At 69.9% G+C, this 13,756-nt stretch carries 21 protein-coding genes; 17 read left to right on the forward strand and 4 right to left on the reverse strand.

The annotated features are described in order from the left end of the window. The first annotated feature begins 263 nt into the window (after positions 1-263). Positions 264-797 (forward strand): hypothetical protein, encoded by a 534-nt coding sequence (locus ACIO3O_RS34505; protein ID WP_401752821.1) that lies wholly within the window; start codon positions 264-266, stop codon positions 795-797. A gap of 35 nt (positions 798-832) precedes the next feature. Here ACIO3O_RS34505 and ACIO3O_RS34510 read toward each other — a convergent pair whose 3' ends face one another. The 4 genes from ACIO3O_RS34510 to ACIO3O_RS34525 form a co-directional block, all read right to left on the reverse strand. Continuing rightward, entirely contained in the window at positions 833-1,720 is an 888-nt protein-coding gene (locus tag ACIO3O_RS34510) for a phosphotransferase family protein (RefSeq protein WP_401752822.1), read from the reverse strand. Then, positions 1,717-3,174, reverse strand: a complete 1,458-nt coding sequence (locus ACIO3O_RS34515; protein ID WP_401752823.1) for a helix-turn-helix domain-containing protein — start codon at positions 3,172-3,174, stop codon at positions 1,717-1,719. Before ACIO3O_RS34515 ends, ACIO3O_RS34510 begins: the two co-directional genes overlap by 4 nt. Before the next feature lie 219 nt (positions 3,175-3,393). Next, a complete protein-coding gene (locus ACIO3O_RS34520; protein WP_401752824.1) occupies positions 3,394-3,684 on the reverse strand; it encodes a DUF397 domain-containing protein in 291 nt (96 codons plus the stop codon). Further along, the gene (locus ACIO3O_RS34525) at positions 3,606-4,505 is read right to left on the reverse strand and encodes a helix-turn-helix domain-containing protein (protein ID WP_401752825.1); all 900 of its coding nucleotides are present in this window, start codon (positions 4,503-4,505) and stop codon (positions 3,606-3,608) included. Before ACIO3O_RS34525 ends, ACIO3O_RS34520 begins: the two co-directional genes overlap by 79 nt. A gap of 256 nt (positions 4,506-4,761) precedes the next feature. Here ACIO3O_RS34525 and ACIO3O_RS34530 point away from each other — a divergent pair, with 256 nt between their 5' ends. The 16 genes from ACIO3O_RS34530 to ACIO3O_RS34605 all read left to right on the forward strand — a co-directional run bounded on the left by ACIO3O_RS34530 (position 4,762) and on the right by ACIO3O_RS34605 (position 13,728). After that, entirely contained in the window at positions 4,762-5,340 is a 579-nt protein-coding gene (locus tag ACIO3O_RS34530; RefSeq protein ID WP_401752826.1) for a hypothetical protein, read from the forward strand. Next, entirely contained in the window at positions 5,337-5,516 is a 180-nt protein-coding gene (locus ACIO3O_RS34535) for a hypothetical protein (RefSeq protein ID WP_401752827.1), read from the forward strand. Before ACIO3O_RS34530 ends, ACIO3O_RS34535 begins: the two co-directional genes overlap by 4 nt. Further along, positions 5,501-5,938, forward strand: a complete 438-nt coding sequence (locus ACIO3O_RS34540; protein ID WP_401752828.1) for a hypothetical protein — start codon at positions 5,501-5,503, stop codon at positions 5,936-5,938. Before ACIO3O_RS34535 ends, ACIO3O_RS34540 begins: the two co-directional genes overlap by 16 nt. Before the next feature lie 106 nt (positions 5,939-6,044). After that, positions 6,045-6,236 (forward strand): DUF5999 family protein, encoded by a 192-nt coding sequence (locus ACIO3O_RS34545; RefSeq protein WP_401752829.1) that lies wholly within the window; start codon positions 6,045-6,047, stop codon positions 6,234-6,236. Beyond that, positions 6,233-6,721 carry a GntR family transcriptional regulator gene (locus ACIO3O_RS34550; RefSeq protein ID WP_401752830.1) on the forward strand — a complete coding sequence of 163 codons (489 nt, stop codon included), beginning with the start codon at positions 6,233-6,235 and terminating at the stop codon, positions 6,719-6,721. The genes ACIO3O_RS34545 and ACIO3O_RS34550 overlap by 4 nt, the downstream gene beginning before the upstream one ends. 304 nt (positions 6,722-7,025) lie before the next feature. Continuing rightward, complete coding sequence (locus ACIO3O_RS34555; RefSeq protein ID WP_401752901.1) at positions 7,026-7,502, forward strand: GntR family transcriptional regulator; 477 nt, start codon at positions 7,026-7,028, stop codon at positions 7,500-7,502. Then, complete coding sequence (locus ACIO3O_RS34560; RefSeq protein ID WP_401752831.1) at positions 7,502-8,047, forward strand: helix-turn-helix transcriptional regulator; 546 nt, start codon at positions 7,502-7,504, stop codon at positions 8,045-8,047. Before ACIO3O_RS34555 ends, ACIO3O_RS34560 begins: the two co-directional genes overlap by 1 nt. Next, complete coding sequence (locus ACIO3O_RS34565; protein ID WP_401752832.1) at positions 8,047-9,078, forward strand: aminoglycoside phosphotransferase family protein; 1,032 nt, start codon at positions 8,047-8,049, stop codon at positions 9,076-9,078. Before ACIO3O_RS34560 ends, ACIO3O_RS34565 begins: the two co-directional genes overlap by 1 nt. Then, on the forward strand, positions 9,075-9,656 hold the full coding sequence (locus ACIO3O_RS34570) for a hypothetical protein (protein WP_401752833.1): 582 nt from the start codon (positions 9,075-9,077) through the stop codon (positions 9,654-9,656). The genes ACIO3O_RS34565 and ACIO3O_RS34570 overlap by 4 nt, the downstream gene beginning before the upstream one ends. Continuing rightward, on the forward strand, positions 9,653-10,198 hold the full coding sequence (locus tag ACIO3O_RS34575; protein ID WP_401752834.1) for a hypothetical protein: 546 nt from the start codon (positions 9,653-9,655) through the stop codon (positions 10,196-10,198). The genes ACIO3O_RS34570 and ACIO3O_RS34575 overlap by 4 nt, the downstream gene beginning before the upstream one ends. A 68-nt stretch (positions 10,199-10,266) precedes the next feature. Then, on the forward strand, positions 10,267-10,839 hold the full coding sequence (locus ACIO3O_RS34580) for a hypothetical protein (RefSeq protein WP_401752835.1): 573 nt from the start codon (positions 10,267-10,269) through the stop codon (positions 10,837-10,839). After that, complete coding sequence (locus ACIO3O_RS34585) at positions 10,836-11,300, forward strand: DUF6082 family protein (protein ID WP_401752836.1); 465 nt, start codon at positions 10,836-10,838, stop codon at positions 11,298-11,300. Before ACIO3O_RS34580 ends, ACIO3O_RS34585 begins: the two co-directional genes overlap by 4 nt. Positions 11,301-11,305: 5 nt before the next feature. Then, positions 11,306-11,938: a hypothetical protein gene (locus tag ACIO3O_RS34590; protein ID WP_401752837.1), complete on the forward strand. Its 633-nt coding sequence runs from the start codon at positions 11,306-11,308 to the stop codon at positions 11,936-11,938. Then, complete coding sequence (locus ACIO3O_RS34595; RefSeq protein WP_401752838.1) at positions 11,935-12,537, forward strand: hypothetical protein; 603 nt, start codon at positions 11,935-11,937, stop codon at positions 12,535-12,537. The genes ACIO3O_RS34590 and ACIO3O_RS34595 overlap by 4 nt, the downstream gene beginning before the upstream one ends. Then, positions 12,534-13,127 (forward strand): DUF6624 domain-containing protein, encoded by a 594-nt coding sequence (locus ACIO3O_RS34600; RefSeq protein ID WP_401752839.1) that lies wholly within the window; start codon positions 12,534-12,536, stop codon positions 13,125-13,127. The genes ACIO3O_RS34595 and ACIO3O_RS34600 overlap by 4 nt, the downstream gene beginning before the upstream one ends. A 76-nt stretch (positions 13,128-13,203) precedes the next feature. Then, a complete protein-coding gene (locus tag ACIO3O_RS34605; protein WP_401752840.1) occupies positions 13,204-13,728 on the forward strand; it encodes a DUF6082 family protein in 525 nt (174 codons plus the stop codon). Positions 13,729-13,756 lie beyond the last annotated feature (28 nt).

Below are 13,756 nucleotides of genomic sequence, written 5' to 3' on the forward strand. Positions count from 1 at the left end.
GGAGTTCCAGTCCTGTGCGGATCTTTCCTGTCTGCCGTGAGCGATCTCGAAATTTCACCCTGCTACGGAATCCAAATTCCATGGGTTGGTGCTTTGCAGCGAGGCAAGCAACGAACTCGACACGCGCATACCGTCCCGCGCGGGGGCCGCGATTGCCTCGGCCGGGGCGATGGCAGATTGCAGGACGTACTGAGTAAGCCCGGCCGCACCCATGGCTGCGAGCACGTTCCTGCGGTTCAGCGAAAGCGGTTCAGCTGAGTGAGGTGTGCGTCCGCTACGGCCGCCACCTCGACCACCCTCGTGCCGTCGCCTACTACCAGGCGACGCTCGCGAACGCCGCCGCACAGAACGACGACCGGCACCTGGCCACCCGGCACCTCGCGATGTCGGAATCCGCGATCGGCAAACCGAGCACCGCGTCCGGCGAATCCTGGGCAGCGCACTACTCGCCCGGCCGCTGGGCCCACGAGTCCGGCAAGATCCTCAGCCGACTCGGCGACCTCGACGCAGCGGAGGAACACCTCCACATTGCACTCGATGTCCACGGGCTCGACCGCCGCCGTACCCGGGCCATCGTGCTCGCGGACCTCGGCGGAGTCCAGCTCCACCGAGGCGCCCCAGACGGGGCCCTGTCAACCTGGGAAGCATTCCTCGACTGCGCCGCCGACATCCAGTCAGCCAAGGTCGACGCCGCCCTGAAGGACCTAACCGTCCGCCTACCCCGCTTCGACGCCCTTCCCGCTGCCCAGGAGTTGCGCCACCGCGCTGTGCAGATGGCTTCGGCGCTTCCATCCTGAGCCGGACGCTCTGCGCTCGCGGCCCCGCCCGGCCCTCATCCCACCGGCCGCCATCCCCACGGGCGAGCGCCTTCGTCTCCTCTGAGGCACGCAACGCGCCGCTTAGCCTCCTCCTGGGCAGACGGATCGTGGTCCGCGACCTGCGCAGCGAAGGTCGCGAGCCGCAGCTCGCGGACACTTCGCATCGTCACGTAGCCAGGCCAGTCTCGGACGTCCGCGCCGTACGATGCGCAGAATTCGAGGTAGGCGCCTTCCGCAAGCGATCCGAATGTGTCGACCGAGACAGCGGTTGACACCAAATCCCATTCCGGCCGGCCGATCGCTACACGCTCGAAGTCCAGCAGGTAGGTTCGGCTGGAGGTAACGGCGCAATTGCCACCCCATGCGTCGGCATGCACTACGCAGGGCGACGCGCCTGGTGGCAGATCGGCCCACGCAGCCCGCAGCTCGTCGAGTATGTCAAGGAGGAATTTGCGGTCGCTGCCCCCGAGGCTCACCGCCTCGGCGATTCGTTCGTCCAGGCGCACGAAGGGGTTCAACTCCGGGAGGCCCAGTCCGTGAGGGATCGGAAGGTCGTGTAACTGGCGGAGGAGCGGGGCGAGATCCTTTTCGTCACCATGTCGGTGCGGGGGCAGTTCTTCCCAGAAGGTCGTAGCTCTGCCAGCCGCGAAGACGGGCTGCTCTATGTCGAGTGGACGTACCGCAGCCACGCCTTCGTCGTTCAGCCACCGTGCAACGGCCACCTCGCGAGCCGCTGCCGCTTCCTGTCCCGGCCGAGCAATCCGGGCCACGACTCGATCTGTCGTACGCCAAAGATCGTTTTCGGCGAGTCGAATCGGCTCTGCGCTCTCGGCGTCCAGGCCGGCCGTGCTGAGGGCCTCGTCCAAGACCGCCCTTGAAGCGGCAACTCGCGTAGAGATCATGCCCGCACGGTACGGGCGATCCGCGCATTCAGCTGCGCCACTTCAGGCGTTCGGAGATGAGGGGCAGCCGCGCTCATGAGTGCGCGGAGATCGGCGGAAGCCCTACGAGAGTGGAGCTGCTGCACCCCCACGAGGGAACGGTTGGCGATGGCCACCGCTTCCTGTGGATCTCCGGTCTTCATGATGAGCGTGGCGAGCTTGGCCCCCGAAAATGCACGGGAGCGTACGTAGGAGGGAGCGTGGTTCTCAACAGCCGTCCGCAGGCGCTGCACCGCTCGGACCGGCGACGAGCCGGGGAGCAACGCAATCTCCGCAAGCGCGTGTCCCGTATCTCCGTGGTGCTGAGCGCTGTCGTAGAAGACCATCCACTCCGCAGTGGCGGATCCGCCTCCCTGGGCGTATGCCTCATCAGAGGTGCCTACTGCTGCGTAAGTCTCCTGCCGGCGCCGCATCTTCCCGTAGGCCCTAGCGCGTGCGTTGTGCAACGCAGCCCTTTCGCTTCCCGTGAGCCGGTCGGACCTGACGAGTCCGTTCTCCGCATAGGTAAGACCGACGTCCGGAGATCCAAGCCAAATCGCCTGGCGTGCCAGCCACCCCAGAGCCAAGGCTCGAAGGCTCCAGTTGTCTGTGGACTCCGCGCAGCGTGCCCCGAAGAGCAGAAGTTGCGTCGCATCATCATGTTCATAGGCGTCGAAGGCACCGGCGCCCATCGTGATGGCCAGTCGGCCGATCGCTGTAGCGAGCGGAGCTTTCAGCTGCGCTGGGCAGTTGATCTGTAACAGGTCCTGGGCCCAGGAAAGTTGAGCGAGAGCCGCCTCCCGAGCGACACCACCTCCCCCGCCGTAGCGATTGTCCATGTCAGTGAGGGCCGACGAAGCGTGAAGGATCTTCTGCACATCTTCCGGGCGTACGGACTTGGGCAATGGAGACTTCCCCAGGCGAGGGACCAGTTCCGCCAGGGAGTGCGGAGCCAGCGCAACAACTCCGCTCGCGGTAATGAAGGATCGACGCTCCATGGACGATTCGCTCCCATTCGGTGAGGCTCCCCGGTCAGCAACCAGCATGCCTGGAACGCGGGAAGAAGACGATTCAGCAGCATCGCCCTTGGGTTTCCTGTCCGCATCAACGTGGGCCTTCTCTGCCTCCTTCTCGACCCACTGCCAGAGCCTGCTCAGCGCACCACCTGCGTCCAGCACCTGATCGAATCGGTCCGCCAGCGTGCGGGTGCAGCCCCGCTCGGCCTTCTCGATGCGCTCCACGGATGACCCACTGAGCTGGACCATTCTCCCAAGCCCGGCGGAGGAGAGGCCGCGCTGGTTGCGCCAGTTGCGCAGCTCCACCCCCCACCACGCCTGGGGTGAAGCCTGCCAATCGAGATCCCTCGGCCTCTGCGGCACAGCGCCTCCCTCGACTCCGCGATGCGGACAAGCACGCATAGGTGGCACTGTCCGCATCCGTTGGGATTTTCGGTATCCAACGGAGCGGGCACAGACGGCCCGCCCTTGCACTTAGATACCGCAACCGTGCCTCGATGACCCCGAGTTCGCGAAATCGACGCTCGTTTCAACAGCGTGTAGCGAGCGAACCACTCACGGGCGCACCGAGCACAGACCAGCCCAGCACCGCAGGGGTACTGGGCTGGCGCAGTACGGTCTCGGGGACGCGCCGGAGCGTCAGTCTCGGTGCATCCGTCCTTCCGATACCGCGTCAACGAAACGGCTCCACGCATCATGTGTGATGCGCAGGTTGGGGCCACCGACGATCTTTGAGTCGCCCACTTGAACACCGGGTCCTTCGGTGTAGTTGCACATCAAGCACTCGTCGTTGGGCGAGCCGCTGTATGTGCTCTTGAACCAAGCTGAAGGCTGTGCCACTTGTTTCCTCGCTACGTGTTTCGCCGATGTGTCTCGCGTGCCTCGGCGATCAAGTCCACCGAAGACGCGGCGTCCAGCGCCTCTCGGCACAGGAAGTCAAAGCTCGTGGCGTACGTCTCCCTGGCACTGGCCTCTTCCAAGAGCAGGGAACCAGCGGGGTTCTCGACGTACACCACGTCAAGGTCGGGGTCATGGCCGCCCAGGATCGTGTAGTTGCTGGTGGCTGCGCTATACGCCCCGGCCGCAAACGGGATCACCTGAATAGTCACATGCGGCTGTCGGCTTCGTTCGAGTAGGCGGTCCATCTGGGCAACCATCACCTCTGCACCACCCGCCCGCGAGCGGAGGACCGCCTCGTGGAGGACCACGTGATATCTCGGGGCCGCTGGCCGATCAAGAATCTCCTGTCGCTTCATGCGCATGTTGAAGTAGACGTCCCGCTCGGCTGGCAGCGACGTTCCCGGCGGCGGAGTCTTGATCGCCTCGGCGTACTGCCGCGTTTGCAGGAGGCCCGGCACTATGCCCACCGCGTGCCCGGAGATGGCAGTTGCTTCGTCCTCCAGAGCAAGGAGCATGAGGAGCGGGCTCGACAGCGACCCGGCCAAAGGCATCCACCACGCCTTTGTGATCTTGGAGGCTTTCGCCAGTTCGACCAGGTCCTCGCGTTCATCGTCGGAGGCTTTGTAGACGCGGCAAAGCTGATCGACTTGGTTCCAGCGAACGTTCATGGTGGAACGCTCGTACCTGCTGACGGTGGCCTTGGACATCCCGGCCAGCTCGCCGGCCTGCTGAGCTGAGAGCCCGGCCGCCTCGCGGAGCCCCAGCAGTCGAAACCCCAGCGAGCGTCGCCGCGCGGTCGGACCGCTTGCAACAACGTCAGCCTCAGCGGCTTCCGCGAGCCTCTCTGCCATCACGTTCCTCCCTGTACGCACGCGGTCAGCCGGATGCCCCTGGCACTGCCACAAGAAAGGTACCCGGCGCGATGGGGCAACCCCATACGCCCGAAACTCTGTTGGTCCGCCCATGCGGACAGTTTCATCATGAGCGTTCCATGGAGAGCGATCCCCTGGCCATACTCCTCCTCAGCCGAACCGACGGGCAGTCAGCCGACTACCCAGCGTGAGGCTTCCGCTGTTCGCCTTCCGCTCGCGGCAATCGGAGGACTCGATGAGGAGCACTGCCACCGCCTGGCCCCCGCGGGCCAGCGACCACCCCGGGCTGGTCCGCGCCCACGCCGATCTTCTGGACTGGCGGCTCATCGTGGACGAGGCCGGGGACTCGGCCGAATCCGAGAACGTCGTGATCCGCACCGGCTGCGAGGCGTTCGACGGCGTTACGCTCCCCCGCCCGGCGGGTCACCAGCTGCTGCTCCAGGTGAGCCGCGGGCGCGGACCCGTGCCGAGCCTGATCCCCGAGGCACACACCACGCTCCTGGTGCAGGCGGGCACGGGCCAAGTGCTCGGCGACCCTCCCGACGTGCAGATCCGTTCCGGGCCCCGGGTAAATCTGGTCTTGCCGCCCTCGCCCGGGGTCCGGTGGGACACGCCGCCGTGGTCGCCCGCACGCCCGGAGCCCCTGCCCCTGCCCCTGCTGGACGGCGCGCAGCCGCTCACGGCCTTATGGCATGCGCTTCGGCTGTGCAACCGGCCGTGCCGGGGGGCGCCTCCGCCGCCGGGCGGGGCCCCGGCCGGCCGCACCCCTGGTATCGGGCAGGAGAACGCTCGCGGTGGGTGGGTCGGCCGATGATCGAGGTCCTTACCGAGGCCCTGACCGGGGGCTCCGGCTGGGTGCTGGGCATCGGGATCGCCTTGCTGGTCGTAATGGCCGTGCTCATGACGCGCCCCTCCTCGTCCATCGGGTCCACGACCACGGACGAGCTCGACGCGGAGGATGGGAGGGAGACGCCGTGGCCGGAGCGCTGATCTGGGCGGTGTGCGCCTTATGGTGCCCCCGCCGCCTGGTCGAGGTGCAGTACGTCGGCAGCGTCCAGGATCACGGGTGGGCAGCGTCGCTGTACGTCTGCTCCTCATGCCTGACGCGCCTTCACCGCACCGTGGCCCGCGTCCTCACGGACGGGCCGCCCCGCCGGTGCTGGCTGTGGTGCGGCGAAGAAGCGCCCGCCGTCCCCGGGGCCGCGGTCCTCGCGGTCGGCACGGTGGAACTGCTCGCGGCCCCGTCCCTGCCGCCGGTCGCCACCACGGACCTCTACGCGTGTACCGGCTGCATCCGCCTCATCAGTGCGGAGCTGCAGCGTCTGGCGTACCTCCGCGACGGGTGCCCCGGGCCGTCGCCGCGCCTGGCCTCCCAGGTCTACTCCCCCGGAGGCCACCTCGCCGGCGTCTGACGACCCGGCGCCTTCACCGAAATGCCCTGGCCGCCACGGCGCGCCACCCTCGATCACCCGGCCCGCACGCCTCTCCCTTCCCTCCTTCACATACGAGGACTTGTCCATGTGTCAGCACCAGCCGCCGTGCCCGTCCGCCGAGTCCGCCGACCGGGACGCCGCCCGCCCCCGGGCGTGCCACCCGGAGCAGGGCTGGAGCCTTCTGTGCAACGGCGTCCTCCTCTTCGAGGACACCGGTGAGCTCCTGCCGAACGGGCAGATCATCGCCCCGCACCGGCCGACGGGGGTGGCCGCGTGACCGCAACGCTCTGCCAGACCGCGGTCGGGCGGACCACCGCCACCCTGCGCGCACGCATCGCCTCCGGCGTCTACCCGCCCGCTTCGACCTTGCCGCTGCTGCACTCCCTCGCCGCCGAGCTCGGCGTCGGCATGCACTCGTTGCACGAGGCCCTCGGCAGGCTCGCGGCCGAGGGCCTGATCCAGCGCGGCGGCGGCTCGTCACGCCGTCCCGTTGTGCGGGCCGAGCCTGTCGGGCCGAGCCCGGTCGCGCGCGTCGCCCAGCTCGTGCGGGATCGGGTCAAAAGCGGCGCATACGTCGCGGGCCAGGAGATCTCCCCGCACGTCCTTGCCAGCGAGGGCCGTGTCAGTTGGCCGGTCGCCGACCAGGGCTGCGCCTGGGCGCGGCAGGAGGGCTACCTCCGCGGAGTCGACGGCATGCAGTCCCAGCACGTGCTGTGGGTGTGCGAACCGGACGCCTACGCCCTGCCCGAGCCGATCCCCTAGACCGGGTGGCCCCGCGGTGCGGTGAACACACACCCGCATCGCGGGGCGCCCCTCAACGTCCCGGCCCTCCAGCCCGTACTCCGCCAGGCTCCCCTATTGCCCGGCCGGGGGCGAGCAGAAGGACCGGGCAGCGGGGACCCGGAAGCGGCACACGGTTCCGCCGCGCCCGGGGCGCCCTCCCCGCCGGGCTGCCGCCCCGCACACCCCCTTCCTCGCGAGGCGGCAGCCCACCTCCCTCTGCACCGAGCCAACCCATCTTCCTGTCCCCATAAGCCACTTGAGCTGGAGTCTTGCCGTGACCACCATGTACGCGCCGGACGTGGACTCGTCCTGGATCAGCGGCATACAAAACCACGCCACCGCGCGGGCGGCAAAGGGCCTGTACGACCGCATCCGCACGCGGTGGCAGCCGGGCACCGTCCTGCCCTCCGACCGCGAACTCGCCGTCGAGCTGGGCGTGCCCACACACGCGGTCTTCCGCGGCCGGCAGCACCTGGAGACCCGGGGCTACCTCGTCCGCAGGAAGGTGCTGGCCCCCGGCGCCCTGCATCCGCACGACATTGCGCTGGACGCCTACGTCCGCGACCGGATCAGCACGGGCCACTACGCGCCCGGGAGCGCCCTGCCCACCGGCATCCTCGGCGCCGACTTCACCCTCAGCCCCGGTGAAGTGCGCCGTGCCTGCCGACGGCTGGTCGCCGACGGCGCGCTGCATCTCGCGGACGGACCGTACGGGCGGGGCCTCTATGTCACCACCGACCGCCAGGAGGCGCCGTGCTGATGCGCCCGCTTGTTCCCCTGCCGCTCGCGGACGATCACCTGCGGCTGCTGTCGCTGCGTGCCTCCGGGTACACCATGCCCCGTGCTGCCGCCCGTCTCGGGCTGGCCATCAACACGCTGTACACGTATGCGAGCGAGACCAACAGGCAGCTGGGGGTGACCAGCCCCGAAGCCGCGGTGCACGTCTGCTACCTCGCCCGGTTCCTCCTCCCCCGCCCCGCCACGGCGGGGACCACCCTGGCCTTCTGCTGGGAGGAGCGGACACTGTTGCGGCTGCTGGCCACGGGCGCCACCGTCGCACAGACCGCCGCCGCCCTCGGCCGGTGCACCTCCACCATCAGCTGCCGGATCAAGGGCCTGCTCCGGCGCACCCAGTGCACCAGCAGGCCCCAGCTGATCACCCTGGGGTGGTGCCTGGGTCTCCTGCACGAGGCCCACGTCCAGATGGCCGACGGCGCACGCGTCCTGCTGCCGCCCGCCCACCCCACGGCGAAGACCGCGGCCCCGATCCACCGGGCCCAGGCCCTTACGGGGAGGGCCTCGTGATGGACCTGCCCGACGACGTGGCATCCCTGGTGAGGTCCGAGGCGGGAGCATGTCGGGTCGTAGCGGATCTCACCCGACCCGGCCACCTGCTCAACCGGGTGTGGGAGTTGGAGTACGGCCCCCGGGGGCTCCGGAACCGTCTGGTCGTCAAGCAGCACGCCTCGGTCACCGCGCACCGCCGTGAACTTGCGGCGTACCAAAAGATCGTCCCCGCGCTCGGCGACGGCACGGCACCGCTCCTGGTCGCGGTGAGCGAGCGGACCCGCACCCTCCTTCTCACCCGAATCCCCGGTACACCGGTCTCCACCCTGTCCCTGGATGCCAGCACGGAGGCCGAGGTCTACCGGCAGGCCGGAGCCGTGCTCGCCACCCTGCACGCCCAGCCCGCCCCTGCCCCGGCCCCCGGCAGCATCACCTGGCAGGACAAGCTCGCCCAGGCCCAGGGGGAACTGCTCGCCCTGCCGGCCGATGCGGCGGACATGCTGGCAGATCTGCTCTCCGGCGGGCCGCCGCCCCGGCTGGCGCGGGTCGGCGTGCACGGGGACTGGATGCCCCGCAACTGGCTCTGGGACGGCCGCCGCCTGCGCGTCGTCGACTTCGAGGCGGCCACCGGGGCGTCCGCCGCCAGCACCGATCTCGCCCGGCTCGGGTACCGCGTCCTGCGCGGGCGCCCCGACCTTGATGCCGCCTTCCGCACCGGGTACGGCCGCGCCTTCACGCGCGCCGAGCACCAAACTATGCGTATCTCCGCAGCCCTGGACGCCCTGCAGGCCCTGCGATGGGGCCGCCTCCACCGCGACCAGGACACGCTCAACCAGGCACACACCATGATCCAAAACCTACGGGCCGACCAGGACTCCCCCTGGGCCACCCAGCGTCCGGGGCCCCGTCGGCGCGTCGGCACTCCGCCCTCCACCGCCCGGGCCCCCGGACACCCGGCCGGGGCCGAGGCCAATCCCGACCAACGCAGCGGCCATCCGCAGACCCCAGTGCGCCTGGCGGCCTCCGCGCGGAAGGAATCCCGGCCGTGAGATTCCGCCCCGCTCCCCACGTCCCCCTGGCCAAACGGCACATCCGAGTGCTCAGCCGGTACGCCCAGGGCGACAACGGCAACGAAGCAGCACGCGCGCTCGGCCTGAAGCCGACCCAGGTCTACGACGCCACCAGCGCGTGTTCCCGCCACCTCGGGGTGAGCAGCCGCTGCGCCCTCGTCCACGCCGCCTACCTCCTGGGCGTCGTGCCCCGGCCCGGGCTCGCCCCCACGGCGCTGCCCACCACCGGCCGACGCGCCGTTGACGACGATGCCACGGCGGTCCTGGAACTGCTGGCCATGGGAATGACGCACCAGCAGGGCGCCGAGCACCTGCAACTCGGCCTGACTGCATGGTGGTTGCGCATCACCTCCCTGCAACAGGCCACGGAGGCTGTGAGCACCCACCACTTGATCACCATCGGCTGGCAGCACGGAGTGCTGGGCCCCACGCACGTGCACATGACCGGGAACGTCACCCTCACCCCCGCCGCGCACCTCACCGCCTTCGACGCCGCCCTCCCCGCGCCTCGACCGCAGCTCGCCTCCCCCACCTCACGGGCGGAGGAACGGCGGTGAAGAAGGAGTTCATGGCGCCGCACGGACGGCTGACCGAACGCCACATCCAGGTCCTCGACCGCCTCGCCAAAGGGGACACCGGCCCACAAACCGCGCTGGTCCTCGGCCTCACACCAACACAGGTCGGCACCGCCCGGCTCACCTGCAACAAGCACATCGGCGTGGACGGCCGCAGCGCCCTCGTGCACGCCTCGTACCTGCTGGGCATCCTCGCCCGGCCCGCGCATGCCGGGCCGCTGCCGTCAACGGGGGTTGCAGTCGTCGACACCGACAGCGACCGCGTGCTTGAACTGCTGGCCAGCGGCGCAACGGGCGAACAAGCCGCCCGCCGCCTGCAGCTCAGCGAGAGCGCCTGGTGGTTCCGTGTCGGCCTTCTGAAGGTGGCCACGAAGGCCGTGAGCACGCACCACCTCATCACCCAGGGATGGCGCCATCACGTCCTGGGCCCCGAGCACGTGCACATGACCTCCGGCCCGCCCCTCGTCCCCGCCCCCCGGAGGCCAGGACCTCCGTCCTGGCCTCCGCGCCGGAGCGGAAGGTGAACGCCCGCTGTACCACTCCGGCCCCGCCTCTCCTTGCTCTCCCGCCCCTCACTACCTCGGGAATCTTGATGCGTACGAGCACACCCCCGACGCCGGCCTCGGCACCGATACCCGTCACGACTCCGTTGCCCACGTCGGTGCACCGGCTGCTGGACCTTCTCGCTGAGGGGGTCAGCGCGGCCAGGATCGGCTACGACCACGGGATCCGCCCCGCCCGCCAGCGCCACCTTCTCCAGGAAGCGGCCACCGCACTCCGCTGCGGCACCGCCCAGCCCGGTGAAGTCCTCCGCCGCGCCACCTCGCTTGGTGTACTGCCCCCGCCACCGGGCGGATGCCGGCACCTCTCCGACGACGCGCTGGTTTTCGCGGCCGACCTCGCCCTCGGCAAAACGGTGCACACCATCGCCAGCGAACGCGGCCTCACCGAAGGCGACCTCGACGCCCACGGCAAACGCGTCCTGGCCGAGGTCCCCGCCCGCACCTACCCGCACGCCGTCTACCTCAGCACCCCGACCCTGATCACCGTCCCCGCCGACCGGATCGCTGCGGCACGAAGCCGTCTGGCCGCGCGCACCGGCCAGACCGTGCCTGCACACGCCGCCACCGCTGCGGAGACGCCCGACGCCCGGAGCACCGCATGAACCACTCCCCGCGGCCCCGCCTGCTGGCCGCCGTCGCCCTGGGATCAGCGATCATGGGCGCTGCCCATGTCGCCGCCCACGCCTACCGGGCCCACCGGTACGCGCTCGGCGCCTACGAAGAACAGCACCAACGGCTCCTCGCCGCCATGGCCGAGAACCTCGGTCTCCGAGAGTGCTGGGCACCGTTCGAGAAGGTGGACCCGGCGACGCAGACGCAGCGGACGCACCTGCACGGCTGGGTGTCGCTGTGGATCTTCGGCTACCGCACCAAAGCGGTGTCCCTGGCCGAGATCCGGACACACGCGAAGTCCCTGTTCGCCACCGAAAGCGGCCGGCGGTTCTGGGTGTGGGCCCGCGCCTGCTCCCTTGACCGCGGGCAGAGCGGTGCCGCCCTGCGAGTGCACGAGGCACTCGACGACGCCTACGCCACCGCGACTGGCACCTTCCCGGGGGACCTGTGAGGCCGATGCACACGAACGCCCCGACCATGCCCGCGCTCCTCGCGGAAGACGGCATCCTGGCACCCTCCGTCCAGCGGCTCCTGCACCTCTTCGCCCAGGGCGTCAGCACCGTCAAGGCACACCGGGTGTACGGCATCCGACCGTTGCACGCCGAGAAACTCCTGCGGAAAGCGGCCAGGGTGCTGGAGACCGCCACCGCCGAGCCCGGCGAGATCATGGTCGCCGCCACCGTGCGCGGGGTGCTGCCGCCACCGCCCGCCGGACGCCGCGACCTCAGCGACCAGGCGCTGGTCTTCCTCGCCGACCTCGCCCTCGGTAAGACGATGCGCACCATCGCCGCAGAGTACGGGCTCACGGAAGGAGAGCTGAACACCCGCCGCAAGCACGTGGTCGCCGAGCTCGACGCCCACAGCTACACGCAGGCGGTGTACCTCGCCATCCCCACCCTGCTGGACCTCGGCGAGCACGAACTCCCCTCTGCCCGCGCCCGCCTCGCCGCATCCCGTACCAGCACCCCCGCCCCGGCCGGACCGCCGGCACCCTCCCACCGCCCAGGCGACCACCCGCTCCCGCGGGCGGCACCCCGCGCGGCTCCCCCGCAGATCACCTTCACCGTGGAAAAGAAGCAGCCCTCATGACCACCGAAGCCCCATCGCCGCCGGACGCGACCGTCCGCCGGGAGGCGGCTGACACCGTCGCGGCTCTGAACCGCCAGCTCTCGGCTGCCGGGCTGGGCCTGATCAGCATCGACGTCGCCTTCCTCCGCAACACAACGCCGTACTTCAAGATCGCCCCGTTCGACGACCGGACTGCTGCGAACCTGTCTGCCGTGCTGAAGGAGTTCCTGCGCCCTGCGCACATGGCTGCCGCCCATCTGCAGGAGGCGCTCACCGCCTGCGGGCTGAGCGGCTTCTCCACACCCACAGTACGGGCCGGATCGATCGCCCTCGACTCCGTATCCGTGCCCACCGCCGACCAGTTCGCCACGCTCCTGGGCGCCCCGCCCGCCGAGGACGACCTCCCGGCCGAGGACGTCCTGGAGCTGAGCGAATCCGGCCCCCTGATCGAACGACTCATCAAGGGCGTCAGCAACGCCACCCAAGGCGGAGTCCTTCGTGTCACCTTCCACCCCGACTGCAGTCGCGGCTGCGGGGACCCCCTTGTCGACCTGGGCTCCCTCGACGTACTGGCCACCCAGCACCTGGCCGAGGCACTGCTCCAAGGAGCACACCAATGAGCACCAGCCCCCAGCGCCCCGACCTCGCGGCAGCCCTCATCGAACGCGCCACCAACGACCGCACGTTCCGCACCCAGCTCGTACGCGGGGAACTCGACGACGCCGCGTACGGAGTCGGCGTCCTCCAGCAGCAGGCCAACAGCGCCTTCCTCCAGCAGGTGCTGGACATGCACGGTTGGCCGACCCGCGTCCTCGTCGGCGACCTGGCCGTGGCAGCTGCCTGGCGCATCGCCCTGCACGGCGACCACTCCCCCGACATCCAGCGCTTCGCCCTGAGCCACTTGCGCACGGCCACCGACTCGGACCGCACGCTGCTGCCCCTGTGGGCCCATCTCCACGACCGGTGCAACGTCGTCGCCGGACAGCCGCAGCTCCACGCCACGCAGAGCCGCCTCGTCGACGGGACGCTGAGCGCACTGCCCATCGCCGACCCGAAACACCTCGACGCCCGGCGTACGGCAGCCGGCCTGCCGTCGTACGCCACGGCCCGCGCCCGGCTGCTCCAGCGATACGCCGCTCTTCTGCGCCAGGACGAGGACGACGACCCTTCCGCCGAGCCCCCGCTCGCCGTGCTGCTCGCAACCGCCTGACGAACGCACCTCCCCTACTCGCCCACTTCTCCCAGGGCGGCCCCCACACCGGCCGCCCTCGACTTCGAGGAGCACCATGAGGACCTCCCCGTCTCCCCTCCTGGTCCTGGCCGGGGTGATCGGTGCGGCTGCCGCCGTACGCACGTGCCATCGCGGCCAACACCACCGGCAGGCCCTGGAACAGCAGCAGCGCCGCCACCGCGAGAGGCTCGAACTGGGCCTGTTCCAGGCCCATGTCAACATTCTGCGCACCGCCATGACCCACCCCGAACTCGAACCCGTCTGGGAGAGCGTCCACCCCACGCACGTCGAACCGGGCGAGTCAGGACCGCTGCTGATGCGCCAGGCGTGGCTGGAGCTATGGCGCACCGGGCTGAACCTCGGCATCTACACCCCCAGCTTGCTGAGGATCAACGCCGCGAACTTCATGAAGGACCGATTGGCACTGAAGGCGTGGGGCCTGTCACGTCACGGCCGCGCCTCCCAGGCCCGCAACGACGCCGACCGGCTGCACATCGCGCTCCTTGACGCGGCGTACGAAGAGGCTGGCGGCCCCGTGAAATACCCCGAGCTGGAACGGCTGGCAGCCCACACGACCTGACTCCCCCCACTACGCGCTGCAACTCGAC

Origin of the sequence: Streptomyces sp. NPDC087440, from assembly GCF_044744005.1 — a bacterium.
GTDB lineage: Bacteria > Actinomycetota > Actinomycetes > Streptomycetales > Streptomycetaceae > Streptomyces.

Bases quoted from the DNA above. Each gene is read 5' to 3' on its own strand.
- ACIO3O_RS34510 (WP_401752822.1), bottom strand. From the start codon at position 1,720: ATGATCTCTACGCGAGTTGCCGCTTCAAGGGCGGTCTTGGACGAGGCC.
- ACIO3O_RS34515 (WP_401752823.1), bottom strand. From the start codon at position 3,174: ATGCGGACAGTGCCACCTATGCGTGCTTGTCCGCATCGCGGAGTCGAG.
- ACIO3O_RS34525 (WP_401752825.1), bottom strand. From the start codon at position 4,505: ATGGCAGAGAGGCTCGCGGAAGCCGCTGAGGCTGACGTTGTTGCAAGC.
- ACIO3O_RS34530 (WP_401752826.1), top strand. From the start codon at position 4,762: ATGAGGAGCACTGCCACCGCCTGGCCCCCGCGGGCCAGCGACCACCCC.
- ACIO3O_RS34535 (WP_401752827.1), top strand. From the start codon at position 5,337: ATGATCGAGGTCCTTACCGAGGCCCTGACCGGGGGCTCCGGCTGGGTG.
- ACIO3O_RS34545 (WP_401752829.1), top strand. From the start codon at position 6,045: ATGTGTCAGCACCAGCCGCCGTGCCCGTCCGCCGAGTCCGCCGACCGG.
- ACIO3O_RS34555 (WP_401752901.1), top strand. From the start codon at position 7,026: ATGTACGCGCCGGACGTGGACTCGTCCTGGATCAGCGGCATACAAAAC.
- ACIO3O_RS34560 (WP_401752831.1), top strand. From the start codon at position 7,502: ATGCGCCCGCTTGTTCCCCTGCCGCTCGCGGACGATCACCTGCGGCTG.
- ACIO3O_RS34565 (WP_401752832.1), top strand. From the start codon at position 8,047: ATGGACCTGCCCGACGACGTGGCATCCCTGGTGAGGTCCGAGGCGGGA.
- ACIO3O_RS34580 (WP_401752835.1), top strand. From the start codon at position 10,267: ATGCGTACGAGCACACCCCCGACGCCGGCCTCGGCACCGATACCCGTC.
- ACIO3O_RS34585 (WP_401752836.1), top strand. From the start codon at position 10,836: ATGAACCACTCCCCGCGGCCCCGCCTGCTGGCCGCCGTCGCCCTGGGA.
- ACIO3O_RS34590 (WP_401752837.1), top strand. From the start codon at position 11,306: ATGCACACGAACGCCCCGACCATGCCCGCGCTCCTCGCGGAAGACGGC.
- ACIO3O_RS34595 (WP_401752838.1), top strand. From the start codon at position 11,935: ATGACCACCGAAGCCCCATCGCCGCCGGACGCGACCGTCCGCCGGGAG.
- ACIO3O_RS34600 (WP_401752839.1), top strand. From the start codon at position 12,534: ATGAGCACCAGCCCCCAGCGCCCCGACCTCGCGGCAGCCCTCATCGAA.
- ACIO3O_RS34605 (WP_401752840.1), top strand. From the start codon at position 13,204: ATGAGGACCTCCCCGTCTCCCCTCCTGGTCCTGGCCGGGGTGATCGGT.